The 25,039-nt window shown below is 49.5% G+C and carries 19 protein-coding genes; 11 read left to right on the forward strand and 8 right to left on the reverse strand.

The genetic code is table 11. The features are described 5' to 3' along the window. Window positions 1–481 precede the first annotated feature (481 nt). The 6 genes from rimP to rpsO all read left to right on the forward strand — a co-directional run bounded on the left by rimP (window position 482) and on the right by rpsO (window position 6,955). Window positions 482–940, forward strand: coding sequence for a ribosome maturation factor RimP (gene rimP, locus J0A65_RS09695; protein ID WP_206593971.1), 459 nt, complete (start codon window positions 482–484; stop codon window positions 938–940). 68 nt (window positions 941–1,008) lie between these two features. After that, window positions 1,009–2,502, forward strand: coding sequence for a transcription termination factor NusA (nusA, locus tag J0A65_RS09700; RefSeq protein ID WP_206593972.1), 1,494 nt, complete (start codon window positions 1,009–1,011; stop codon window positions 2,500–2,502). Between the two features lie 23 nt (window positions 2,503–2,525). Continuing rightward, on the forward strand, window positions 2,526–5,135 hold the full coding sequence (infB, locus tag J0A65_RS09705; RefSeq protein ID WP_206593973.1) for a translation initiation factor IF-2: 2,610 nt from the start codon (window positions 2,526–2,528) through the stop codon (window positions 5,133–5,135). 103 nt (window positions 5,136–5,238) lie between these two features. Continuing rightward, on the forward strand, window positions 5,239–5,649 hold the full coding sequence (gene rbfA / locus J0A65_RS09710; RefSeq protein ID WP_206593974.1) for a 30S ribosome-binding factor RbfA: 411 nt from the start codon (window positions 5,239–5,241) through the stop codon (window positions 5,647–5,649). Continuing rightward, the gene (truB, locus tag J0A65_RS09715) at window positions 5,650–6,582 is read left to right on the forward strand and encodes a tRNA pseudouridine(55) synthase TruB (RefSeq protein ID WP_206593975.1); all 933 of its coding nucleotides are present in this window, start codon (window positions 5,650–5,652) and stop codon (window positions 6,580–6,582) included. Window positions 6,583–6,685: 103 nt separating this feature from the next. Then, window positions 6,686–6,955 (forward strand): 30S ribosomal protein S15, encoded by a 270-nt coding sequence (rpsO, locus tag J0A65_RS09720; protein WP_206593976.1) that lies wholly within the window; start codon window positions 6,686–6,688, stop codon window positions 6,953–6,955. A gap of 72 nt (window positions 6,956–7,027) precedes the next feature. On the opposite strand, the gene J0A65_RS09725 is transcribed toward rpsO, so the two are convergent. The 3 genes from J0A65_RS09725 to J0A65_RS09735 all read right to left on the reverse strand — a co-directional run bounded on the left by J0A65_RS09725 (window position 7,028) and on the right by J0A65_RS09735 (window position 10,628). After that, entirely contained in the window at window positions 7,028–7,531 is a 504-nt protein-coding gene (locus tag J0A65_RS09725) for a TIGR00645 family protein (RefSeq protein ID WP_206593977.1), read from the reverse strand. Between the two features lie 111 nt (window positions 7,532–7,642). Continuing rightward, window positions 7,643–8,035, reverse strand: a complete 393-nt coding sequence (locus J0A65_RS09730) for a MerC domain-containing protein (RefSeq protein WP_206593978.1) — start codon at window positions 8,033–8,035, stop codon at window positions 7,643–7,645. An 82-nt stretch (window positions 8,036–8,117) separates the two neighbouring features. Next, on the reverse strand, window positions 8,118–10,628 hold the full coding sequence (locus J0A65_RS09735) for an EAL domain-containing protein (protein WP_206593979.1): 2,511 nt from the start codon (window positions 10,626–10,628) through the stop codon (window positions 8,118–8,120). Window positions 10,629–10,884: 256 nt separating this feature from the next. Between J0A65_RS09735 and J0A65_RS09740 the strand changes: the two genes are divergently transcribed. From J0A65_RS09740 to J0A65_RS09755, 4 genes are all read left to right on the forward strand, one after another. Then, window positions 10,885–13,248, forward strand: a complete 2,364-nt coding sequence (locus J0A65_RS09740) for a TonB-dependent receptor (RefSeq protein WP_206593980.1) — start codon at window positions 10,885–10,887, stop codon at window positions 13,246–13,248. A gap of 25 nt (window positions 13,249–13,273) precedes the next feature. Beyond that, window positions 13,274–14,605 (forward strand): YncE family protein, encoded by a 1,332-nt coding sequence (locus J0A65_RS09745; RefSeq protein ID WP_206593981.1) that lies wholly within the window; start codon window positions 13,274–13,276, stop codon window positions 14,603–14,605. 89 nt (window positions 14,606–14,694) lie between these two features. Further along, window positions 14,695–15,678, forward strand: a complete 984-nt coding sequence (locus J0A65_RS09750; protein WP_206593982.1) for a CobW family GTP-binding protein — start codon at window positions 14,695–14,697, stop codon at window positions 15,676–15,678. A gap of 27 nt (window positions 15,679–15,705) precedes the next feature. Next, the gene (locus J0A65_RS09755) at window positions 15,706–15,951 is read left to right on the forward strand and encodes a DUF3955 domain-containing protein (protein WP_206593983.1); all 246 of its coding nucleotides are present in this window, start codon (window positions 15,706–15,708) and stop codon (window positions 15,949–15,951) included. Between the two features lie 20 nt (window positions 15,952–15,971). On the opposite strand, the gene J0A65_RS09760 is transcribed toward J0A65_RS09755, so the two are convergent. Further along, complete coding sequence (locus J0A65_RS09760; protein ID WP_206593984.1) at window positions 15,972–16,427, reverse strand: SRPBCC family protein; 456 nt, start codon at window positions 16,425–16,427, stop codon at window positions 15,972–15,974. A 245-nt stretch (window positions 16,428–16,672) separates the two neighbouring features. Here J0A65_RS09760 and J0A65_RS09765 point away from each other — a divergent pair, with 245 nt between their 5' ends. Beyond that, window positions 16,673–19,060, forward strand: a complete 2,388-nt coding sequence (locus tag J0A65_RS09765) for a Lon protease family protein (protein WP_206593985.1) — start codon at window positions 16,673–16,675, stop codon at window positions 19,058–19,060. A gap of 97 nt (window positions 19,061–19,157) precedes the next feature. Here J0A65_RS09765 and J0A65_RS09770 read toward each other — a convergent pair whose 3' ends face one another. The 4 genes from J0A65_RS09770 to J0A65_RS09785 form a co-directional block, all read right to left on the reverse strand. Further along, window positions 19,158–20,879 (reverse strand): amidohydrolase, encoded by a 1,722-nt coding sequence (locus tag J0A65_RS09770; RefSeq protein ID WP_206593986.1) that lies wholly within the window; start codon window positions 20,877–20,879, stop codon window positions 19,158–19,160. Between the two features lie 90 nt (window positions 20,880–20,969). Next, the gene (locus J0A65_RS09775) at window positions 20,970–22,577 is read right to left on the reverse strand and encodes a methyl-accepting chemotaxis protein (RefSeq protein ID WP_206593987.1); all 1,608 of its coding nucleotides are present in this window, start codon (window positions 22,575–22,577) and stop codon (window positions 20,970–20,972) included. Window positions 22,578–22,733: 156 nt separating this feature from the next. Beyond that, window positions 22,734–23,351: an HvfX family Cu-binding RiPP maturation protein gene (locus J0A65_RS09780; RefSeq protein WP_206593988.1), complete on the reverse strand. Its 618-nt coding sequence runs from the start codon at window positions 23,349–23,351 to the stop codon at window positions 22,734–22,736. A 140-nt stretch (window positions 23,352–23,491) separates the two neighbouring features. Next, the gene (locus J0A65_RS09785) at window positions 23,492–25,012 is read right to left on the reverse strand and encodes a SpoVR family protein (RefSeq protein ID WP_206593989.1); all 1,521 of its coding nucleotides are present in this window, start codon (window positions 25,010–25,012) and stop codon (window positions 23,492–23,494) included. Between the last annotated feature and the right edge of the window lie 27 nt (window positions 25,013–25,039).

Genomic DNA, 25,039 nt, shown 5'->3' on the forward strand with positions numbered 1-25,039 from the left:
CGGTTCAAATCCGGCTCCCGCAACCAACTTGAAAAGCCGACAAGTTAACCCTTGTCGGCTTTTCGCTTACTGAATCCTAGGTAGGCTATACCGGCTGGCTAAGCTAATTGGGCTTAACTTGCAAATTGAGGCGGCGAACTTTATACTTTCGCCGTCGAAATCAGGACGGGCTCCCTCTTCATTGAATAGTAACGTCCTGAATTTCAAGGGGATGAAATACATTTTATGTATTTCTCCAGCAAGCTGTGCCTATATGCAGCTTGTTTCATCATCTTGTAACGATGATGCAGAATACTTGGACTAGAATCCAGACCTGACAAGCCCCGTAAATATCGGGGCTTTTTGTTAGTCTTGGTCCTCAACGTTCGCTTTATTCCGTCAATGATGAGTAAAGGTAACGTTGGAATACATAGGTTGTAAGGGGCTTGTCCCCGAATATTGTCTGGGCTTTGCGCCCTTTTTTTGTTTTTGGAGCCTGGCTGTGTCAAAACTGGAACATGCCTTAACCGATATGCTGACCCCTGCTGTTGAAGCACTGGGGTTTGAGCTGCTTGGTATTGAATTTGTGCGCGCCGGAAGGCATTCGACCTTGCGCGTCTATATCGATCACCCAGACGGTATTTCGGTGGATAACTGCGCGGATGTTAGTCATCAGGTCAGTGCTGTTTTAGATGTGGAAGATCCGATTTCTACCGAGTATGACTTGGAAGTGTCGTCTCCCGGCATGGACAGGCCGCTATTTAAGGAAGCTCATTACCTTAGCGTAGTGGGAGAAACTGTGTCTGTGAAGCTGAGAATGCCAATGGACAACAGACGTAATTTCAAAGGAAAGGTGCTTGCTTGTGAAGACGGCACCCTGACCGTGGAAGTGGATGGCGTGTCCTATCAACTGGCCATAGCCAATATTGAAAAAGGTAATCTGGTTCCTAACTTCGACTAACGACAACAGAGTCGAAGTCGGCAGGCTGTTTAACCAGCAACGTGGAAGTATTGTGAGGCAACAGGGCAATGAATAAAGAAATTCTATTAGTGGCTGAGGCTGTATCCAACGAGAAGCAAGTACCCAGGGAAAAGATCTTTGAAGCGTTGGAATATGCTATCGCCAGTGCGACAAAGAAAAAGAATGAAGGCGAAATAGAGGTTAGGGTGAGTATCGATCGCGAAACCGGCGACTTTGATACCTTCCGTCGTTGGAGAGTCATTCCTGATGATCAGCACCAGGATAATCCTTTTGCCGAAATTACGCTGTCTGCAGCGCAAATCGACGAGCCGGAAATTCAGCTTGGCGACTATGTGGAAGAGCAAATCGAGTCCATTGCCTTTGACCGTATTACTACACAAACTGCCAAGCAGGTAATAGTACAGAAAGTACGTGAAGCAGAACGTGCTCAGGTACTGGCCGAATATGAAGACCGTGTTGGGGAATTGGTCACAGGTACGGTTAAAAAAGTTAACCGCGACAACATCATCATTGACCTTGGTAACAACGCCGAAGGTGTGATTTATCGCGAAGATATGCTGCCGCGTGAAACCTTCCGTCCAGGCGACAGGGTACGTGGTCTGCTTTATGTCATTAAGCCTGAAGCACGCGGTGCACAGCTGTTTGTCAGCCGTTCCAAGCCTGAGATGCTGGTTGAACTGTTCCGCATTGAAGTACCGGAAATAGCTGAAGAAGTGCTTGAAATAAAAGCCGCAGCCCGTGACCCAGGTTCGCGAGCCAAAATTGCGGTGAAGACCAACGACAAGCGTTTAGATCCTGTTGGTGCCTGCGTAGGTATGCGTGGTTCTAGGGTACAAGCGGTGTCCGGTGAACTGGGTGGTGAGCGTGTTGATATCGTGCTGTGGGATGAAAATCCAGCGCAATTCGTGATTAATGCCATGGCCCCTGCCGAAGTCGCCGCCATCGTGGTAGATGAAGACAACCGTACTATGGATGTTGCTGTTGAGGCAGACAATCTGGCTCAAGCCATTGGCCGTAGTGGACAAAACGTGCGTCTGGCCAGTCAACTGACGGGTTGGGAACTGAACGTGATGACAGTGGAAGACCTCAATGCTAAGCACGAAGAGGAAAACTCCAAAGTATTGCAGCGCTTTGTAAAAGGCCTGGATATTGACGAAGATTTCGCAGCCGTACTGGTGGAAGAGGGTTTCACGTCACTGGAAGAAATTGCTTATGTACCAGTCGCCGAGCTTCTGGCCATTGATGGCTTTGAAGAGGAGATGGTGGAAGAGTTGCGTGAGCGTGCTCGCGCCGCATTAACTACCCAGGCGCTGGCAAATGAAGAATCACTGGATAATGCAGAACCTAAGGAAGAACTGCTTAACCTGCCTGGCATGGAAAGACACGTGGCCTTTATTCTGGCCAGTCGCGGTATAACCGATCTGGAAGGCCTTGCTGAGCAAGGCGTCGATGAAATCAGTGATATAGAGGAACTGGGCGAAGAGAAAGCAGCTGAATTGATCATGGCTGCCCGTAACATCGTTTGGTTTAGTGAAGAGTAAGGTCAACGGGGGAACTAGCACTCATGGCAGATGTATCCATAGAAAAGCTTGCCGGTGATATTGGCACATCGGTTGACCGCCTGGTTCAGCAATTTGCTGACGCAGGTATTGAAAAGCGCCAGAACGATCAGGTGACGGAAGATGAAAAGCGCGTTTTGCTTGACCATCTGAGTCGTCAGCATGGTGGTGCAGGTACGGCTGAACCGACGCGCATGACACTTAAGCGTCGTACCACCAGTACCTTAAGCATTAATGCTGCGGGTAAGTCCAAGTCAGTAAAAGTCGAAGTGCGTAAAAAACGCACTTACGTAAAACGCAGCGAAACCGAAGAGGCGCGTTTGGCCGAAGAAGAAGCCAAACGTCGTGCTGAAGAAGAAGCGGCGCTTAAAGAAGCCCAACGGATTGCTGAAGAAGAGGCCAGAAAAGCGGCAGAAGAGAAAGCGCGTAAGGAAGCAGAAGCTAAGGCTCGCGCCGAGGCTGAGCGTGCCGAGCGTGAACGTCGTGAAGCTGAGCAGCGTGAGAAAGAAACTAACCTGAGCGATGAAGAGCGTGCTGAGCGCGAAAAAGCTCGCCAGGAAGCTGAACAGATTCGTGTTGCTCAGGAAGAAGAAAGCCAGAAAAAATTGGAAAAAGAAGCCAAGAAAGCAGCCGAAAAAGCTCGCAAGTTGGCTGAAGAGAACGAGCGTCGCTGGAAAGAAGAAGATGAGCGCCGCCGTCGCCGTGAGGCAGAAGAAGTACATTTGCATTCCAATCGTTATGCTCAGGAAGCCGAAGACGAAGAGGATATGCAGTTTGAGCGCGGCGGACGCCGTCGCAAGGCCAAAAAGAAAAAGAACGCTGGTGCTGACTTGATGCATGGCTTCAACAAGCCAGCCCAGCCGGTGGAACGTGTGGTTAAATTAGGCGAAACAATTACCGTTGGCGAACTAGCCAATAAACTGGCTATCAAGGCTACCGAAGTGATCAAAACCATGATGAAAATGGGTGAGATGGTCACTATTAACCAAGTGCTGGACCAAGACACGGCCGTGCTGGTGGTAGAAGAGATGGGCCACAAATACGAGTTGGTTAACGACAATGCGCTTGAAGACGAATTGTTGGCAGAGGATACCACTGCCGACAAGACGACTCGTGCACCGGTTGTCACCATCATGGGTCACGTTGACCATGGTAAAACCTCTTTGTTGGATTATATCCGTCGTGCAAAAGTCGCTGCGGGTGAAGCGGGTGGTATTACTCAGCATATCGGTGCCTACAGCGTAGAAACCGACCTGGGTAAAATTACCTTCTTAGATACTCCTGGACACGCGGCCTTTACCGCCATGCGTGCTCGTGGTGCAACGGCTACGGATATCGTTATTTTGGTGGTGGCTGCCGATGACGGTGTGATGCCACAAACCAAAGAAGCCGTACAGCACGCGAAAGCTGCTGGTGTGCCGCTGATTGTTGCTATCAACAAGATGGACAAAGAAAGTGCCGATCCTGATCGGGTGAAAACTGAATTGTCGCAGTTGGACGTTATTTCTGAAGAGTGGGGCGGTGAGCACCAGTTTGTACCTGTGTCTGCTAAGACTGGTATGGGTGTGGACAATCTGCTGGAAGCGATTTCTGTACAGGCTGAGGTACTGGAATTGAGAGCCGTACCTAAAGGCCCAGCTAAAGGTCTGGTTATCGAATCGCGTCTGGATAAAGGTCGTGGTCCGGTCGCTACCGTACTCGTGCAGCAAGGTGAACTTAAAGCCGGTGACATCCTGTTGTGTGGCTTTGAGTATGGTCGCGTACGTGCGATGCGCGATGAGCATGGTCAGGATGTGAAAGTAGCGGGTCCTTCAACACCGGTTGAAATCCTGGGTCTGTCAGGTGTTCCTGCTGCCGGTGATGATGCTCGTGTGGTTCAGGACGAACGTAAAGCCCGTGAAGTAGCTAGCACCCGTCGTACCAAGCAACGTGAACTGAAGCTGGCCAAACAACAGAAGGCTAAGCTGGAGAACATGTTCGCTGATATGGAAGCCGGTGATGTCAGTGAGCTGAACGTGGTACTGAAAGCAGACGTACAAGGTTCTGTAGAAGCCATCAGTGATTCCTTACTGAAACTGTCTACCGACGAAGTAAAAGTAAACATCGTAGGTAGTGGTGTAGGTGGTATTACCGAAACTGATGCCAGCCTGGCTGCCGCTTCTGGTGCGATTGTTGTTGGTTTCAACGTTCGTGCGGATGCAACGGCGCGTAAGGTGATTGAGAACGAAGAAATCGACCTGCGTTACTACAGCGTTATCTATGACCTGATTGACGAAGTGAAAGGTGCAATGAGCGGTATGCTGGCACCTGAGTTCAAGCAACAGATCATTGGTTTGGCAGAAGTGCGTGACGTCTTCCGTTCACCCAAGTTGGGTGCTATCGCTGGCTGTATGGTCACCGAAGGTATCGTCAAGCGTAGTGCGCCGATTCGCGTATTGCGTGACAACGTCGTGATCTATGAAGGCGAACTGGAGTCCCTGCGTCGCTTCAAAGATGACGTATCTGAAGTGCGTAACGGCATGGAATGTGGTATCGGCGTGAAGAACTACAACGATGTCCGCGTAGGTGACCAGATCGAAGTCTTCGAGACCATCGAGATCAAACGCGAAATCTGATTGCTGTCAGGGGCTTAGCCTCTGTTGTGTCAGAAATATAGGTAACGGGGGCCACCACTATTGGTAACAGGCCTCCGTTGCTGTCTTTACGAGAGTAAAAATCATGGCAAGAGAATTTTCCAGAACAGACCGGGTCGGTCAGCAAATCCATAAAGAAGTTGCCAGTATCTTGCAAAACGAATTTAAGAATCGTGATCCAAGATTGGGTCTGGTAACGGTTTCCGGTGCGGAGGTCTCTCGTGATCTGTCGCACGCCAAAGTGTTTGTGACGTTCTTCGATACGGATGAAGAAAAGATCAAAGAACAGCTGGCCATATTGGATGAGAATAAAGGCTTTGTGCGCACTTTACTGTCTAAGCGTATGAGCATGCGTACGGTACCGGCCATCCGTTTTGTGCAAGACGTGTCTATTACCGAAGGTATGCGTTTATCCAGTTTGCTGACGGATACCATTAATAAAGATAAAGAGCGTGCTCGTCAGGCTGGTAGAGATTTGGACGCAGAGGACAAATAGGTGGCCAGGCGTAAGAAAGGCCGTGATGTTAACGGCATATTCCTACTCAATAAGTCGCTTGGTGGTTCCTCTAATCAAGTGATGCAACAGGTGCGTCGGGTCTTTGCTGCGGCCAAGGCCGGTCACACAGGTGCCCTGGATCCATTGGCCACCGGTATGCTGCCGATTTGTTTAGGCGAAGCGACTAAGTTTTCCCAGTTTTTGCTGGATGCCGACAAAACTTACCGCGTGACCGCCAAACTGGGTATTCGTACCACCACCTCCGATGCCGATGGCGAGATTGTTGAACGTCGCCCTGTTCAGGTCACTGAGCAGCAAGTAGTCGATGCGGTGATGGGATTTAAAGGCAAGAGCAAACAGATCCCGTCTATGTTTTCCGCGTTGAAATATCAGGGTAAACCGCTTTATCACTATGCCCGACAGGGTATTGAGGTACCCCGCGAGGCTCGCGATATCGAAATTTTCGATATTCAGATCAGCCGTTTTGAAACGGATGAAGTGGATATGTTGGTACATTGCTCTAAGGGCACTTATATTCGTTCGTTGGTTGATGATTTGGGCCAGATGTTAGGCTGTGGTGCCTATGTCACTATGCTGGATCGCACCAGAGTGGCTGATTACCCCGTTGAACAAATGATGAGCTTCGATGATCTGCAAAGCTTCGCGGAAAGCTGCACGCAGGACGGGCAAACAGACTTCGACAAGTTGGATGCGTTGTTGCTGCCCATGGATACCGCGGTGGCCAGTTTGCCAACTGTCACTGTGAGCCTGCAAAAACTGGGCTTTTTCAGTAATGGCAATCAGGTTGAAGCCGAGACCGGCCAGTTAAATGGACTGGTGCGTGCTTATGCTGAAGATGACGGACGTTTCCTCGGCGTGGCCGAAGTCGAGCGCCCCGGACGCTTAGCACCCAAGCGGCTGGTGGTCTATTGATGTTATTTTACGCCGCTTGCTATTCTTTGCGGCGTCGCTATAATACCGCCTCTTTCCGACCCGCTGAATTAGTGATCGGCCGGTCTTAACTTAGGAGAAAGATATGTCACTAACTAAAGAAGAAACCGCAAAAATCATCGCTGATTACGGCGTAAAAGAAGGCGATACTGGTTCTCCAGAAGTGCAAGTAGCACTGCTGACTGCCAATATCAACAAGCTGCAAGGTCACTTTGCGGATCATAAGAAAGATCACCATTCTCGTCGCGGTCTGCTGCGCATGGTAAGCCAGCGTCGTAGCATGCTGGATTATCTGAAGAGCAAGAACCAGGACCGTTACCTGGAATTGATCAAGCGTCTGGGTCTGCGTCGTTAATCGCAGCTTCAAGAAGCTAATTAAAAGGCGCCAATCGGCGCCTTTTTTGTCTCTCAAGCAACGCTTTTAGCGTTATTTGTCGGTATATCCTTTACGGGTTAGTTTATCCAGATAGCCCATGGCGAATGCCGATAACACGAAGGTCAGATGAATAATCACATACCAGAACAACTTTTGGTTATCTATGGCCTGTGCATTCATAAAAATTTTCAGCAAATGAATTGAAGAAATGGCGACTATGGAGGCGGCCACTTTATTCTTTAAAGAGCCTGAGTCCAGTTTCCCCAACCAATCCAGTTTTTCGCTGTCACCATCAATATCCAGTCTCGACACGAAGTTCTCATAGCCGGAAAACATTACCATCACAATCAGACCACCGACCAGGACCAGGTCAATCAATGACAACACTACCAGGATAAGATCGGCTTCTTTCATCGACAGGATAATCGGCAGAATATGCAATACTTCCTGAAAGAACTTGATGCCCAGCGCCAGTAAAGCCAGGCTTAACCCCAGGTAGATAGGCGCCATCAACCAGCGCGAAGAGTAGATCAGTTTTTCAACCAGTTTTTCCATAATGGCATTCTCAAGTTGCGATGGCGCACATTATGGAGATAGTTTGTTGCATTGCAATCATCTAGCTCACTAACAGAGCGGATAGGCTTGCAGTTTTTTATGCCGAGTGGGCTAACAAGCTCTGTTGGAAGCCGAATGATAGGGTTGAAGCTGCCGTACTTTGTTAAGCAGATGGCGATTCAATAAATGCGCCACAATCAAAGATGTGCCGCCGCCAAGGCTGAATATCAGCTCCAACTCATCATGGCTGAAAAGCGACAATATCAATAAGGTGATCCCTACAACAGCCATACCCAGAGGTGCCGGACTTTTATGCTGGCAATGTGCCTTGGGTAAGCTAATCATCAATAGCAGCAGTATGGGGATGAACAGGACTAAATGAAACCATTCGGTAGTGAGACTATCGACCAGCAGCCCTGTTGCCCCAAGTGCGACAAGCAATGGCGTAAACAAGCAATGGCAAATGCATAGTGCTGAAGCGAGAGCGCCAAGTATATCTTTCACAGTGAGTCTCAAAAATTAATTGTTATGTGATAATGTATCATTTTTCGGTTGGTGTCAATTCGACTGGGGCAGATGTTATTCGTCAGGTCGTCCAGGCCTGCAGCTTTTCGGCTTCTACGGCAGGACTGTACAAATATCCCTGACCGCAATGGCAGCCTGAATCAAGCAGGAAATCGCGCTGAGCCTGCGATTCAATACCTTCAGCGATAACGTCAAGGTTGAGTGCCTTTGCCATGGCAATTATCGCCAGCGTGATCTGGCTGTCTTCATTATTGTCTGGCAGTTCACAAATAAAACTGCGGTCGATTTTAAGCGTATTGATGGGTAATCGTCGCAGATAGGAGAGGGAAGAGTAGCCTGTTCCAAAGTCGTCAATGGATAACCTAAATCCCAGGTTACGTAAATGTGTAAGCAGTCCCAACGTCGTCTCTGCTTGTTCCGGGATCAGGCAGCTCTCCGTTAACTCCAGTTCTATCTGCTCCGCAGAGACCTGGGTTTGTTCCAGTATCGCTAACAGCCTTTCGCAAAAATCCGGTGCTATGAGCTGTAATACCGAGATATTGATAGAAACCGGTACCTCTGGCAGACGCTTCGTTCGGATGTCGTCACATACGCGTACCAACACCTGCTCGCTAAGTAAGCCTATTAATCCCAGCTTTTCTGCCAGTGGAATAAAATCTTGCGGAGATACCTGTCCAAGACCGGGATCATGCCAGCGCACAAGAGCTTCAACGCCGATGAGTTGGCCAGTTCGAAGGTCAACTTTGGGTTGATACAAAACGCGTAATGTCTGATGTTGCAGGGCCAGACGGAGCCCCTGTTCCAGCCTTAACTCATCGGCTGTCTGTTGGCCTGCACTGGCTTGATAGAAGCAAAATTGGTTACGCCCGGCATTTTTGGCCTGATACATGGCAAGATCAGCATGTTTGATAAGTTGCTCAGAGCTCTGGCCGTCTTTGGGGAACAAGCTGATACCAATACTGGTGGTCAGGAAAAAGTCCTGTCCTTTTATGCGAATAGGGGCATCAAATTTAGCTACCAAACGCTTGGCAAGGCATTCCAATGAGGTAGCTTTGTCTACTTCCGGAATAAGAATAGTAAACTCGTCACCGCCGATGCGGGCTACGGATTCGCCTTCTCTGACCGTCGACATAAGTCTGTGTGCCACTTCTTTTAGAGCGTGATCACCGGCTTGATGACCCAGGGTATCATTGATACGTTTGAACAAATCCAAATCTAAGAATAACACCGCCATGTTGTGATGATGACGGTGTGCATTGGCAATGGCTAAATGCAGCCTGTCCATAAACAGTCTGCGATTAGCCAGCCCGGTTAATTCATCAATGTAGGCTAACTGGTGAATTTGTTTTTCCTGGCGTTTTCGTTCGCTGATATCGCTGAAAATGCCCGCGAACTGGCATATTTCGCCTTGCTCCCCGCGAATCGCAGTAATCGACAGCCATTGTGGGTAGACTTCGCCGTTTTTGCGCTTGTTCCATATCTCGCCCTGCCACAGCCCTTGTGATAACAAGGTTTCCCACATGTTTTTGTAGAATCGTGGCTCATGCAGGCCTGAGCTGAGCAAGTCGGGTTTTTGACCTATGGCCTCATCGGCGCTGTAGCCGGTAAGTAAAGTAAAGCTGGGGTTTACTGATTCAATGACACCCTTTACATCGGTGATCATGATCCCATCCAACGAGGCATCAATGACCTTTTGCGCCAAACGTAGATAATCGGTGGAGGTGCGCAGAGCGGCATCTCTGGCGCGCAGTGCCTGCTTGAGCTGTTCTACATAAGTATGCTCAACGTTAAGCAGGATATCTGAAAAGGAAAGCAGTCCGCACAGCTGGTCTTGTTCATCACAGACAGCCAGATGGCGGAATTTGTTTTCTTTTAGGATCTCAACAGCCTGCAGCAAGGTGCAGCTTTTTTTAACGGTCAATATTGGTTTAAGTGCCAACTCGCTTAATGAGACTTTGGCCGACGCTGTGGCGATAAATTTGACCAGGTCGCGCTCGGTGACTATGCCTTGGGCTTGTCCGTTGGTTTCCACCAAGGCGGCATCGACCCGTTGTTTGCGCATCGCTGCAACTCCTTCAGCCAGCGACTGACTGGCATTTAGCACCAGCGGAGGGCGGTTGATGGTTGAGCCCACATCTCGCAAAGCAAGATAAAACTCAATACGTTGTTGTTTGACTATGTCGGTTTGCGTGAGTAATCCCAGCGGACGGTTTTGCTTATCCGTAACCAACAAACGGCGAATCTGTTTTTGCAGCATTAAACTGGCGGCATCATTCAGCAACATGTCGCCTTGCACCTGGATTACGGGGTAACTCATCAATTCGCTGACTGGGGTTTCGTAATTCTGTGCTGAGTCAAAATCAATGGACTTGGCGTCGGCTTCGGTCCAAATACCGATAATATCCTCATGCTCTTTAACCAAGATACAGCTTACCTGATGGGTTTGCATCATCTGGGCGACGTCACGAATAGGTGTATGTGGTGGGCAGGTAATCAGATTACGACTAGCCAGCTCTGCAACAGTGGGCTCTGTATGACCAAGGTTTAAAAGTGGACCCAAAATGTCCTGCATAGAATTACCGCCTCAACAACACTGACCTTGTAGTCTACTGTAGATCTTTAACTGCATTTTTGATCCAGCACAAGTGGAATAGTGAGGCGACCAATAACAAGATAGTGCGGGTTGAATTTTTGGTATGTTATATTGTATCTTTCGTGTCTGAGAGGTAATTACTCCCTAATGGTGTAATTCTCATCTTGCTGGCTTGGAAGCTGTGCCTTGGGGGAATTATTGGTTTTTATTGATATGATATAACATTGAGGTTGCTATGATGAAGAAACACTTGATAGCCGTCAGTCTATCAAGCTTGTTCAGTGTCACTGCCATTGCGCAGTCATTGCAAGGGCAGGTGGTTGATACCAATGGGCAGCCAGTAAGCGGCGCTAACATTGAACTGCACGGTATTCACGGCACACAGACGGCCGACGCGAATGGCCAGTTTTTTTACCCGCAAGTACGCGAAGGTAAGGTGGAATTACATGTGTCGGCACCCGGCTTTGCACACAAAAGTGTCCGCCTGGATGTACAAAGCCAGGGATTGGCTGACTTACGTATTGTGTTATTGGACACCAGTATAGAAGTGGTGGATGTAACAGCCAGTCCTTTCCATGCATCGGCTATCGAGTCGGCGTTGCCTGTCACTGTGTTAAGTGGCGACAGGTTGCGTAATAAGCAGGCGTCAACTTTGGGCGATACCTTGGCGGGTGAAGTCGGCGTACACAGCAACTTTCATGGTTCGGTCGCCAGCACACCCATTATTCGTGGCCTGGATGGGCCCAGGGTGCTTATCAGTCAAAATGGCTTGGACGCCGGTGATGCGTCCAGAGTAGGCCCTGATCATGCGGTATCAGCTGAAGCCAGCACGGCGACGCAGATTGAGGTCTTGCGCGGACCCGCTACCTTGTTCTATGGAAGCGGTGCCATTGGTGGGGTGGTTAATGTGGTAGATAACCGTGTACCAACGGATAGCCAAACCCGCGGGGAGTGGCTGCTGGAAAGAGAGTCAGTGAATAATCAGAAGCTGGCCTCATTTAACCTCAATACCGGTACCGACCGCGTTGCCATCCATGCAGATGGCTATTGGCGAGAGAGTGACGATTATCATTCTGCCGGTCCAGCCGAGCAGTTTGCTGAGCCAAGTTCATCGTCTCAGGTCAAGAACTCAGCAGCAGAGTCGCAAGGCTATACCCTGGGTGCCAGCTATTTACTGGACAATGGTTACCTTGGTCTGGCGTTTGGCCGATTGGATCGAGAATACGGTATTCCCGGCCATAGTCATGGCGAAGAGGATGTCGCTGTATTTGCCGACATGCAGCAAGACCGGGTCCAGCTTATCAGCGAATTGCGTTTTGAGCAGGGACTGATAAACACGTTAAATCTGAAGATGGCCTACACCGATTATCAGCATGAAGAGATCGAGGAAGGTCTGGTTGGGACAAAGTTTGCCAACGACAGTAAAGAGGCCAGGATTGAGTTTCTGCATAATGAGATCTTAGGTTGGCATGGCGGCCTGAGCCTGCACTACAAACGCAGTGATTTTTCTGCAGTGGGCAACGAAGCCTTCACCCCACCATCTGTTACTGACAGCCTGGCGTTGGCGGTGATGGAAGAGCGGCACTTCGGCCCTGTTTTGGCGCAATTTGGTGCACGTATCGAGAGAACGACCTTAACCACCGATGAACTGCGTTTTCCCTTGGGTGTTGTGCATGATGAGCATGACCACAACGCAGAAACTGGCGATCTGATTATACGTCGTTTTGATGCCGACCATGAATTCGACCCTTACAGTCTGTCTCTGGGGTTGGTATGGGACTTCCAGGAAGGCTACAACCTGGGATTGTCATTGTCCCATTCTCAGCGTGCGCCCTCAGCGTCCGAACTATTGTCTTTTGGTCCGCATATTGGCACCGGCAGTTTTGAAGTCGGTGCACTGTTCCAACTTTATGAAGATGAGGAGGGGCATGCGAGCTTAGGGCTGACAGATAAGGCTATCGATCTGGAAACTGCCAACAATATCGATCTGACGTTGCGTAAGTTTAACGGGGATGTTGGGTTTATCCTCAACGCCTTTTATAACCAGATCGATAACTATTATTACCAGCAGGCCACCTCGCTGTTAGCCGACTCAGGGCATGGTCACGATCACGACCATGACCACGATCATGGGCACGGGGAAGGGGAATTACCTGTCTATCTGTTTGCACAAGATGACGTTCTGCTGCACGGTTTTGAATCTCAGGTGTTTTGGCAGTTTTTACCATCCTGGAAGCTCAGTCTGCAAGGTGACTATGTGCGCGCCAGGTTGCAGGATGGTGGAGATCTTCCCCGCACACCGCCACTGCGTCTTGGCGCCAATCTGAGTTATCAAAGTCAGGCTATTAGTGCTGATGTGGGGCTAACCCGTTACTTCAGCCAGGATAAAACCGCTCAGCTTGAAACTGAGACGGATGGTTACACTTTGCTGGATGCCAATCTGACCTATCACCTGAGCTTGGGAAGTCATGACTTGGCCCTTTATATCAAAGGTCACAATCTCATGGACGAAGAAGCCAGACCTCACACTTCATTCTTAAAACATCTTGCTCCACTGCCTGGACGCTCTGTGGCACTGGGCATCCGTGGATATTTCTGATCAAAGACAACAAAAAGGACACAAAATGAATTTGCAAACCAGACTAAAACATCTGAGCTTGTTTGTGGCAGCTGCCATGTTGGCTGCTTGTGGTGACGCAACCACTGAGATTGTCGAAAAAGAGCCTGTGGTCGTGCCGGGAGATGGCCATGACCATGGTGATGTCAGTGGCGCGGGGCGCCTGCTGGTAACCAGCAAGGGCAGCAATCAGGTAAACCTTTACGAGCTGGAAGACAACAAGTTGTTGGCGACATTGGGCTTAACACATGAACCTGCTTATTTGTATGCCTCTCCAACTAAACGCTACGCCATGCTGGTCGAAAGAAGCGATGATCTGGTTGAGTTTATTGATGGTGGTATCTGGCAAGAAGATCATGGCGACCATCTGCATCCTTATGAGCAAGCCCCGGCCTTGGTCGATTTTACTTTGCCCGGCAGTCGTCCTACCCATGTGACGATGGGTGAAGAACAGATTGCGGTGTTCTTTGATGGGGACGGGCAAAATGGTATCAGTGCGTCCGTCGCCATGTTTAATGAAGCGCATATCAGTGCGGATAACTCGGACTACCCGGTGCATACTTTTGATACTCATATGCACGGTGCAGCTCAGGCCCGAGGGGAGAACGTGTTTGCCACTCTCAGAGATGCCAATACCACCTCAACTCTGCCAGATCGCATTGCACGCTTTCATGCCCATGGCGATCACTTCCACCAGGAGCAGGTCTTCGACACCTTATGTCCCGCCTTACACGGCAGTGCGCAGAATCATGATGCTGTGGCCTTTGCCTGTGCAGACGGGGTTGTGGTGATAAGTGAAGAAAATGCCGAGTATAGTGCCAGTAAAATCCTTAATACTGAGGCGTTCAGCGAAGGCATGCGTATTGGGACATTGAGGGCTCACCTGGAGGGAGAGCAGTTCTTTGGTATAGCCGGTACCACGGTGTTTGTTATTAATCCAGATGCGGGGGAGATGGAGTTGCTTGACTGGCAACCCCACGCAGAGGCTAAGCTGCTTTCCCTGGAAGTCAGTCTGGATGGTGAAAACCTGATTATTCTTGATAGTCAGGGTTACCTGACGCTGCTTAGCGCTCATCAGCATGGTGATGATCTGCACTGGGAACTGGCACATAAATTGGATATTAGTGAGGCTGATGTTGCCTTGATGCCAGAAGGCAGCCGCTTTGAAATGACCCTATCCAATGAGTATGTCTACATTGCCGATCCTATTAAAAAGCATGTGGTCATTGTGGATAGGCACGAGGGCAAGATCAGTGGCGAATTAGCCCTTGGATTTACCCCTAACAAGCTTACCTGGCTGGGCATAGTGGGTGAAGCTGATGGTGGACACGTTCACTAAACCCGCCTGAAAACAGGGCCCGCCTCATTGGGCCCTGTATACCTTGCCCTTTTGACGTCATAATGGCGCAAATCAGCCTGGAATCTGCAATGCAAATCGTACGAGCCGTCCCCACTAATATCATCACTGGGTTTCTTGGCGTGGGTAAATCCACAGCCATTACTTACTTGCTAAAACACAAACCTGCCGATGAAGTGTGGGCTGTGCTAGTCAACGAGTTTGGTGAGATTGGTGTGGATGGTAATTTACTGGGAGCAGGTCAGGAGCCTGGTAAAGTTTTTATCAAGGAAGTGCCGGGAGGATGCATGTGTTGTGCATCAGGTTTGCCCATGCAGATTGCTTTGAATATGCTGCTGGCACGCAGTAAGCCTGACCGCCTGCTGATTGAACCTACTGGCCTGGGGCACCCGGCAGAAGTACTGGCCAGTTTGTCATCTGAGCATTACCGAGGCGTACTGGATATTCAGCATACCCTGACGTTGGTCGATGCTCGAAAGGTGACGGACAGCCGTTATGCTCAGCATGATATTTTCCGCCAGCAATTACAGGTAGCTGATGTGATTGTGGCAAATAAAGTGGATCTGTATGAGTCGGATTCAATAGCAAGGCTGCAAGACTATCTTCGTGACCTGTCTATTGCTTCGCCGCTTCAAGTAACCAGCCAAGGTCAGATTCCTTTTGCCTGGCTGCTGGGCCGAAGTGGCTTTCAGGCATCCCTGTTTTCGCCGCCACAACCTTCATCAACAGAGACTTTTACCGAGTTGCAGATGCCAGCAAGCGGGTTCATCAGCAAACGAGGTCAGGCTGATGGTATGCACAGCTGCGGGTGGGTCTTTGCTCCGTCATATTGCTTTCACTATGAGCGGTTAATGTCGCTGATGATGGGGCTGCAGATGGAGCGGCTCAAAGCCATTATGCATACCAATCGGGGCTGGATGTTGTTCAATCAGGTCGATGGGGTGTTAACCAGCAGTGAACTTAATGACGCCCCTGACAGTCGTATTGAATGTATCAGCAGCCAGCCGGAAGATTGGTCACAACTGGAAATGGCGTTGCAATCACTAAGCTGCTGAGCATCAGGAAAGATAAGGGAGTGCTAGATGAAGAAATCAACAGTTTGGCTGTATATCGGATTAGCTTTGTGGTTGCTGGGCGGTGTGCTTTTAGTCCTTGAACATCATTTTTATCAGTATGTGGATGTTAATGGCGTGCTGCATGAGAGCTTGTTTTTACCTCTTGGTGTGCTGAGTTTTGTACTAGGGGGCTCAGTGCTGAGTGTGACACTGTTATATCGTTTACTGAGTAATCTCAAGACGCATCCCGGTCCCTCTGATACGTCTTGCTAAGATGCAGCGCATTTTGCGCCTTAGTGAGAGGGGGCATTCAGATGGTCAGCTAGGCCTGCCAGTTGCAGTCCTTGCACATAGTCGACAATCGGAGCCAGTTCAGCAAAGCCTTCGGGGGAAAACCCATGTACCTTGTAGGTCAGAATGATCTCTGTCCCTTGTTCGTTAGCCTGAAGCGTCCAATCCAGTGCGCCATACAGGCCCATACCTTGCAAAGGCCCAAGCCCGCCTGACATTCTTAGTAACTTGCCTGGCTCGACAAAGGTGACCTGCATATGCATGGCTTGCTTGCCACCGTCTTTTTCACAAAAACATCCTCCCGCCTGGGGCTCTATACTCAGATTGGCACTTTTGCCCCACCAGGTATGATCCTCCGGCCACCATTTACTGACATCTTGTGTCAGCGCTTGCCAGGTCTTTTCAGTTGTTGAGTTTACCTGGACTCGGTTTTCCAACACAAAGCCATGGTCAGCCACAGCCACCACCTTAGCGCAGAGCGGTGTGCTAAGTAGACAACATAAAAGAGCAAAACAGGGTGATCGCATAAGTTTGTGCCGCTGGAAATATTGTTGTCAGCATAGTGTGGCCGCTTGCTTTTGCCAACTTTGTCACGATTGGTGCAAAAAAACAGCTAATGTTCAGGCTTTTAGCCACAGGAGTTTGACAGTCTGTAGGATTCAGGTTTCACTTGTGCAAGACATTCCTATCATCGCTACGTTTCATGCAAAAAGCCGTCGAACTCAATGCCCTACAACTCACCGCCAAACCCAGCCGCCGCCTGATTAATCAGGCCTTAAGTGATGAGCAGGCACTAAGTGCGACTTTTATCGGTCAGCACCGAGCCCGCGAGGCATTAAATTTTGGCTTGGGGATAGATGCGAAAGGGTACAACCTGTATGTCATGGGTGAGGTGGCGACGGGACGTTTTACCCTGGTGCATGAGTATATTGCCAAGCATGTGAACAGTGCGCCAACGCCGGATGACTGGTGTTACATCAACAACTTTGATGACGAGCGAGAGCCCTTTACGCTGCGTCTGCCTGCCGGTGAGAGCCGCAAGCTGTCAGCGGATCTCAACAGCTTGGTTGATGAGTTGTTGGATACCTTTCCTGCAGCCTTTGATAACCCAGGTTATCAGCGTAAAAAAGCCAATATAAAGCGGCAGTTTGAACAGCGTTATGAGAAAGCCATTGCCGAGGTGGAAGTCTTTGCGCAGCGCAACAGTGTCGCCTTGTACGAAGAAAACGGCACTATTAGTTTCTCACCCATAGTTAATGGTAAGCCGATTACGGATGAAGAGTTTGCAACGGCTTCGGAACAACAGCGCCAACAGTTTTATGAAATCATCGTGCAGTTGGAAGAAAAACTCAGTGAGCAATTGCTGGAGTTACCGCAATGGAAGCGCGAGACCTCTGAGCAGGGGCGTGCACTGACTCGTGAGACTGCAGAGCAGGGCATCAAACCCCTACTTAAAGAACTTGAGCATAAATACTCAGGAGATCTGGGGATCCTGAAGTTTCTGCGCCAGTTGAAACCGCACCTGATTGAGACGGTGATTGAGGTACTGGGCGAGGAAAACAAAGATGAAAAGTCAGAAGACTTTGACCGCCGCACCGTACTGGAAGAGCAGTATTTGCCGAATATTCTGGTCAGCCACGAATTAAATGGTGGGGCACCGGTGGTGTATGAGCCTAATCCAACCTATCAAAATCTGTTTGGTAGGGTGGAATACACTAACGTGCAAGGCTCGGTGTTTACCAACTACCGGATGATTCGACCTGGGGCATTGCACAAAGCCAATGGCGGTTACCTGTTGCTGGACGCCGATAAAATGATTCAGCAACCCTATGTTTGGGAAGCGCTTAAGCTGGTGTTAAAGCGCGGTGAGCTGAAAATGGATATCCAGCAACATGATATCGGCATGGTTAACTCAGTCACCCTTAACCCACAAAGCATCCCGGTAAAAGTTAAAGTGGTGCTGCTAGGCTCCCGCGACCTTTACTACACCTTGCAGGAATATGAAGACGAGTTTCATGAGCTGTTCCGGGTGCTGGTGGACTTTGATCATGAAATTCCGCTGGATAAGGACACCTTGTACGATTTTGTTGGCCGGGTACGTTGTCATGTAAAGGAGATGGGATTAAGAGGGATCTCGGCCAAGGCCATGTACCGTCTGGTGGAATATAGCCTGCGACTGGCTGAACATCAGCACCGCTTATCGGCGCGCTTCGCTGACGTTATTGAGCTTTTACATGAAGCCCAATATTTCTGTGCTAAGCAACATAGTGACGAATTGGACGTTACCCATATTGAAGCCGCTTTGGAGGCGAAAACGCAGCGTAGCGGCCGTATCAGTCAAGCCTTGCTGGACGATATCAAAGAAGGCCAGATCCTGATTGAAACCGACGGTGACGCCGTGGGTAAGGTAAATGGCCTCACAGTACTTGAAATAGGTGACAGTTTATTCGGCACCCCCGCTCGCATTACTTCAACCGTGTATGTGGGCGCTAATGGGGTGGTGGATATTGAGCGAGAAGTAGAGCTTGGGCGTTCTATTCACTCCAAGGGCGTAATGCTGTTAACTGGCTACCTCGGGCATAAATATGCGCAGCTGTTCCCCCTAACCTTGTCCGCCAATATTGCCATTGAACAATCCTATGGTCAGATTGACGGTGACAGTGCCTCTCTGGCTGAATTGGTGGCGCTCTTATCAGCGCTGACCTTAGTGCCGGTTAAGCAAGGGCTGGCGGTGACAGGGTCAATTAACCAATATGGGCAAGTGCAGAGTATTGGCGGCGTGAATGAGAAAATTGAAGGCTTCTTTAAACTCTGTGCGCATCGAGGTCTGACCGGTGAGCAAGGCGTGGTTATCCCTAAATCCAACGAAGTAAATCTAATGCTGGATAAAGAGGTGATACAGGCTGTCAAAGCTGGACATTTCCATATTTATTCGGTAGAGACCGTGGATCAGGCTGCAGAGATTCTGATGGGACGTGAAGCCGGGGCGCTCAGTCCTCGCGCCCGATTCCCCAAAGGCAGCATCAACAGTCTGGCGGTTAACCGGCTGAGCCAGATTGCCAGCATCGTTAATGGTGCCGACGAGGACTAGTGCTGATTTAGAATGGACTGGCTGATTTGCTTGGCCAGAGCCACCAGAGCAGCAATGAAGATACCAGCAGTGTCGGAAACAGATAGCGCATAAATACTTAGTGGTCCTGACCTGAGGCCATTTGGGTGCCAGCGTCGTATACCACCTTGCCATCAATTAAGGTCATGCTGACTTTTGTGTCAGCCACAGTTTGCGGATCTGAGGTATCCGTTAGCTGGCGATCCAAAATCACTATATCCGCATCCATCCCTGATTTTAACTGGCCGCTGTGTGCGGCAATGCCCATCAGTTCGGCAGAATGGCGCGTGTAAGCTTCCAGTAAAGCCGATAAGGGTAAAGCTTCCTGGCTGTTGAGACTGGGACGTGCTGGCTCTTGTAGATTTTGTCTGCTGATAGCCACGGCCATAGCGGCGAAAGGGTTGTAGTCAGAGACGTTCCAGTCGCTGCCTCCGGCGATACTGGCGCCGGCCTTTAGCAAACTGGCGGCTGGATAAATCTGGTTGTGGCGATGCTCTCCCAGATAGGGGGCCAGCGCATCGACACTGTATTCATCTGGCTGTGCCCACAACAGCTGCATAGACGCTAAGACATTAAGCTCTGAAAAGCGGGTAATGTCTTCAGGACTGATGAGCTGTAGATGGGTGATGGAGAAACGCACAACTGGGGAATCCTCTACTGCCCGGGCTTTGGCAAATGCATCCAGGCTCTCACTGATGGCGGCATCACCGATGGCATGAATATGCAGGCTAAAGCCTTCAGCTTGAGCGCGTTGTACAAAGGCATCTAAATCTGTCGGGGGGATATAGAGCTTACCGCGCCAGTTATCACCATGCTCGGAAGCATTTAAGTAAGGCGCATGTAACGCAGCTGACTGAGTGGGGTACTCCATTACACCATCGGCATACAGCTTGATGGTGTCCGCCATCAGGCCACAAGACTCAGCCTGGTTACGCAGCTTATGTAAACGGGCAAACTCCTCGTCGTCCGAGCTTCCCTTACTGCCCAGAGCAAGATTCACTTTAGCCTGCAATTGATGTTGCTGTTTGAGGGCACAAAAGAGCGCTACGCTGTCGGCGTTACTATTAGCCTCCAGAAAACTGGTGATACCATGTTGGTAAAAACCAGCCAGTGCGGCTTGCATGGCTTGTATTTTGTAAGAAAGGTCAGGTTTGGGTAAATGACGGCTGACCAAGGCTGTTGCACCGTCGACTAACATACCTGTGGGCTGCTGCTGTGTATCTTTGACAATACGGCCATCATGCGGCGCTTGCGTATCTGCTGTGATGCCGGCTCGCTTCAATGCCAAACTATTAGCCCAGCCGGTATGACCGTCGGTACTGATGATAAACAGCGGTCGGTCTGGTAAAAGCTGATCCAGCTTTTGTTTATTCAGCGCCAGGCCAACACTGGGCAGGTTTAGCACCTCCAGCCAGTCTCCGGGGTATTGGCTGGCGCACGTCTGGATATGTTCGCCGAGGGTTTTCAGATCCATGGCCTGGTCGTTCAAATTACAGGCAAGTAATGCCAGCGCCCCTTCAATACTGTGAATATGGCTGTCGATCAGGCCGGGCAATACCGTCTGCCCATTCAGGGTAAGCACCACTGTGTCGTCACCAATTAGTGGCTGCACTTGTGTATCAGAACCGACCAACAGGATTTTTCCGTCTTTTATTGCCAGCGCATTGGCCGTTGGCAAGTTAGGATCCTGGGTGAGAATATTGGCGCCCAATATGACTTTGTCGGCACTAATAATGGGGGAATTTGAGTGACCGGCACAGCCCGCCAGCAATAGGAGTGTTGCTACATATCCCAACTTCATTTTTATAATTTCCGTTATCTGATACAGCCAAAATTCACCAGGCTATTGTTATCCTGCCGATAAGTTTTTGGCAAGCGTCAGAACGAAATGTTAGAGCTTAAATTGGGCTTGGATTCCAGATAGGTTAGCAGCCAATCTGGTTAGCTGTGTGGATGCTTGTACAACCTGTTCCTTACCTTCCGATACGTCATCACCTAAGGCTTTGAAGGCTTGAACCTGATGACGTGCCGTCACGGCTTGCTCGGCACAAGTTCGCACTTGTTGTGCCGACTGGTGGCTGATATCCAGCATACTTAAAATGTTCTGCCTGCTTTGTTCCAGCGCATCAACCAGCTCGCCAGTAAGATTTACGCAGTGCTGTGTTTGTTGTTGATTGGATGCCATGCCTGTCACGGCCGATTGAATGGAATCGACTATGGTCGCCAACATGGTATTGATTTGGGTGGTGGAATCCTGTGTACGAATAGACAAGCTGCGTATTTCATCCGCGACGACCGCAAAACCACGACCGCTTTCACCGGCACGAGCTGCCTCAATCGCTGCATTCAGGGCCAGCAAATTGGTCTGAGAGGCGATATCCGCAATAGTATTAACCACGCCGGTTACTTGATTTCCTGCTTGCTGCAAGGTGCTAAGTTTGACGGCACTGGACTCAATGTCGCTGGCCAAGGTGTGAATGCTTTGAGCGGTTTCAGCCAACTGATGTTTATTCAACTGGATCTCCTCTGCGCCGTGATTGGCCTGTTGGGCTGCGAGGTCACAACTTTGTGCACTCTCATGCAGTTTGTTTTCAAGGCTCAGTATGTGTTGGCTTAATCCATCAATGTCTTGTCTTAACTGATGGATATGGCGGGAAGTCAGATTTGCGCTTTGTCCCAGTTGCTGGCTGGAATCTTCGATTTGTTCCACGGCTTGCCTGACTTCCTGAATACCCTGGTGGAATACGCCTAGTAAGCCGTTGACGCTAACAGACATAGTGGTGATCTCTGTACTGCCCTTGGCAGTCAAGCGGTTACTCAGGTCTCGTTGCCGGGCAATTCCATTTAGCTGTTTTGCCAGGTGAACAATAGGCTGCTCAATTTGCCATCTGGCCAGGAGCAAGGCAATCAGCGCTACTACGCCAAGCACCGCGACCAATAACCATACGGCAAACTGCGCTTGTTGCAGCAAGCCGGCTATGTCATGGGCGCTGTCGGTCGCACTCTGGTGAAAGTGCTCGCCAAGTTGGTAGGAGTGTTGAGCTAGCTGATTCGCAGCCTGGTGCAGCTCGGCCAGATGCTGGCGGGCTAAATCCCAATCGACCTGTTGTTTGCTCATGGCTTGGGAGAGCGCTTCTAGTCCAACTAATACTTGGCCAGAGTACTCATTCAGATCGGCAGCGGTTTTCTCTGCTGACTGCAAGCGTTGCTGCAATCCATGTATGTGTTCGCGAAGCAGGGCAACTTTGCTTTCGAATTCATCAGCTGACAATGTCAGGCCATATAATGAATACCCGGCTAACACTAACTCTTTTGTTTGCAGCTGCAATTGAGCGACGTTGTCCAGGGCGGGTAGGGTTTGACCGGTAAAGTCATCCACCTGATGCATTACCCGTTGTGTTGCTTGGCTTAACACCCATGCAGCAACTAGCGTGGCGACTAGCATAGCCAGGTAACCGAGTAAAATTCGCATACGCAAAGAAGCAAGAAGTGCAGCCATCAGGGGTCCTTTTTATTGATTGTCCGGCTTCGCACCGACATTTATTCAGCATTGACCCGCGATCATCTGATTGTCTTTCATTGTTCTTTGGTGAGGGGCTGATATCTTGAGTAAAAGACTGCTCAAATGTCGCCCCTGTTGGTTAAAACACCCTGGTTACTGGTATTCTGTGTGGGGAATTTTCATCTTCTTTGCTATCCAGTAGTCCACACTCAGATAACGACCCGCACCTACAAAAAACAACATTAACAGCATGACAAAATAGGTAATGGAAAACTCAATACCGTTGTTAAGAATAACGAAGCTTCCGCTGCTGGTTAGCCAGTCATAATTACCATATTCCTGCAACAACTGCTTGGCCATGGCGAGTTTGTCGGCAGACTCCAGAACCTGCTGGTTGGCAAACATACCATGGGGATCGGCAATGGCCTGCCAGCCGTTTTGCCAATGCGCGCTAAATGCGGCGAGCAACATGGTAATCATCAAGGGAATGCTGATGTAACGTACGCCAAACCCCAAGAGTAAGCAGGCGGCCCCAAGCAATTCTGTCCAAGTGGCGAGCCATGCCATCAGATAGGGGAAAGGTAAGCCTAAGCCCCATTCATGATTGCCAAACCACGCCACTACATCTTCAAAACCGCTTAGCTTGTTCATGCCGGCCATCCAGAATATGGGGACCAGATAGAGACGAAGGGCCAGGGGGCCGAAAAAATCTAGTTTGCGGGTTTGATTTAAGCCGCGCTGTATTTTTTGGGCATAGGAGAAGATTGGCATTCAGATTCCAGAGTCAATGTAATGCATTAGTTGTTTTGACCCGCCGTTGGCAGAAAAATGTTCAATCAATCTTGGTTTTCTGGGCATTGGCAGGAAGTTTTGCAGGCCAGTCTGCAAAACGCCTGACTAATTCGCCGCTGTCAGGCTTGCTCCAGCTGTTCCGGGCAATGGACAAGCTGATGAATGTCTCCTTGCTCATCTTCCATTTCAAGCTTGACGTCAAATCCCCAAAGTCGATGCAGATGCTTCATTACATCTTTACTGCTATCCGCCAAAGGAATTCGATTGTGCGGAACATAGCGTAGGGTAAGTGCACGGTCTCCCCGGACATTTACGTTGTAGACCTGAATGTTAGGTTCCAGATTACTCAGATTGTACTGGGCCGAGAGTTTTTCCCGCAGAATCTGATAGCCTTCGGCGTTGTGTATAGCCGCTACCTGTAAGTGACTGTCTTTGTCGTCGTCATGAATAGCGAACAAGCGAAAATCGCGCATCAGCTTTGGCGACAAAAACTGGCTGATGAAGCTTTCATCTTTGAAATTCTGCATGGCAAAGTGCAATGTTTGTTGCCAGTCGGAACCGGCAATTTCAGGAAACCATTGTTTATCCTCGGGAGTGGGTTGTTGGCACATACGTTTAATATCCATAAACATATTGAATCCCAGCGCATAGGGATTGATGCCTGAATAGTAGGGACTGTTGTATTCAGGCTGGGCCACCACACTGGTGTGGCTGTGTAAAAACTCCAGCATAAAACGGTCGGTGACTTTTCCCTCATCGTAGAGGTGATGCAGAATATGATAATGCCAAAAGCATGCCCATCCTTCATTCATCACCTGGGTTTGCTTTTGAGGATAGAAGTACTGGGAGATTTTTCTCACAATGCGCACTAATTCCCGTTGCCAGGGTTCAAGCAATGGCGCATTTTTTTCGATGAAATACAGGATGTTTTCTTGGGGTTCTGCGGGAAAACGTTTGCGCTTGGGATCTTGTTCGTTGTCATCGCGCTGAGGCAAGGTTCTCCAAAGTTCATTTACCTGAGATTGCAGATATTTTTCACGGCTTTGCTGGCGCTCCTGCTCCTGACGTAAGGATAATTTTTGGGGGCGCTTGTATCTGTCCACCCCAAAGTTAGATAGCGCGTGGCAGGAATCCAAGGTAGCTTCAACCTCCGCAATGCCGTACTTTTCCTCACAACGTGCCACATAGTTTTTGGCAAACACCAGATAGTCGATAATTGAACTGGCGTCTGTCCAGGTTTTAAATAAATAATTGTTTTTAAAGAAGCTGTTATGGCCATAGCAGGCATGAGCGATAACCAAGGCTTGCATCGTAATGGTATTTTCTTCCATTAAATAGGCGATACAAGGATCTGAGTTGATGACTATTTCATAGGCCAGTCCCATTTGCCCGCGCTTATAGCCTTGCTCGGTTTGAATAAACTTTTTGCCGTATGACCAGTGGGTGTAATTGATGGGCATACCAATGCTCGCATAGGCATCCATCATCTGTTCTGCGGTGATGATTTCAATCTGGTTGGGGTAGGTTTCCAGTTTGTAATGCCTGGCTACGCGGTCAATCTCAGCCAGGTATTGGTCAAGTAGTTCAAAGGTCCAATCGGGACCGTCAGACAGGGTATGGCCTTTACGCCGCTTGGTCATATCACTCCTCCTGAAACGCATCATGTG

The sequence above is a fragment of the Bowmanella yangjiangensis genome, assembly GCF_017255015.1.
Classification (GTDB): domain Bacteria; phylum Pseudomonadota; class Gammaproteobacteria; order Enterobacterales; family Alteromonadaceae; genus Bowmanella; species Bowmanella yangjiangensis.

Bases quoted from the DNA above. Each gene is read 5' to 3' on its own strand.
- nusA (WP_206593972.1), top strand. From the start codon at position 1,009: ATGAATAAAGAAATTCTATTAGTGGCTGAGGCTGTATCCAACGAGAAG.
- infB (WP_206593973.1), top strand. From the start codon at position 2,526: ATGGCAGATGTATCCATAGAAAAGCTTGCCGGTGATATTGGCACATCG.
- rbfA (WP_206593974.1), top strand. From the start codon at position 5,239: ATGGCAAGAGAATTTTCCAGAACAGACCGGGTCGGTCAGCAAATCCAT.
- rpsO (WP_206593976.1), top strand. From the start codon at position 6,686: ATGTCACTAACTAAAGAAGAAACCGCAAAAATCATCGCTGATTACGGC.
- J0A65_RS09725 (WP_206593977.1), bottom strand. From the start codon at position 7,531: ATGGAAAAACTGGTTGAAAAACTGATCTACTCTTCGCGCTGGTTGATG.
- J0A65_RS09735 (WP_206593979.1), bottom strand. From the start codon at position 10,628: ATGCAGGACATTTTGGGTCCACTTTTAAACCTTGGTCATACAGAGCCC.
- J0A65_RS09740 (WP_206593980.1), top strand. From the start codon at position 10,885: ATGATGAAGAAACACTTGATAGCCGTCAGTCTATCAAGCTTGTTCAGT.
- J0A65_RS09745 (WP_206593981.1), top strand. From the start codon at position 13,274: ATGAATTTGCAAACCAGACTAAAACATCTGAGCTTGTTTGTGGCAGCT.
- J0A65_RS09750 (WP_206593982.1), top strand. From the start codon at position 14,695: ATGCAAATCGTACGAGCCGTCCCCACTAATATCATCACTGGGTTTCTT.
- J0A65_RS09755 (WP_206593983.1), top strand. From the start codon at position 15,706: ATGAAGAAATCAACAGTTTGGCTGTATATCGGATTAGCTTTGTGGTTG.
- J0A65_RS09765 (WP_206593985.1), top strand. From the start codon at position 16,673: ATGCAAAAAGCCGTCGAACTCAATGCCCTACAACTCACCGCCAAACCC.
- J0A65_RS09770 (WP_206593986.1), bottom strand. From the start codon at position 20,879: ATGAAGTTGGGATATGTAGCAACACTCCTATTGCTGGCGGGCTGTGCC.
- J0A65_RS09775 (WP_206593987.1), bottom strand. From the start codon at position 22,577: ATGGCTGCACTTCTTGCTTCTTTGCGTATGCGAATTTTACTCGGTTAC.
- J0A65_RS09780 (WP_206593988.1), bottom strand. From the start codon at position 23,351: ATGCCAATCTTCTCCTATGCCCAAAAAATACAGCGCGGCTTAAATCAA.
- J0A65_RS09785 (WP_206593989.1), bottom strand. From the start codon at position 25,012: ATGACCAAGCGGCGTAAAGGCCATACCCTGTCTGACGGTCCCGATTGG.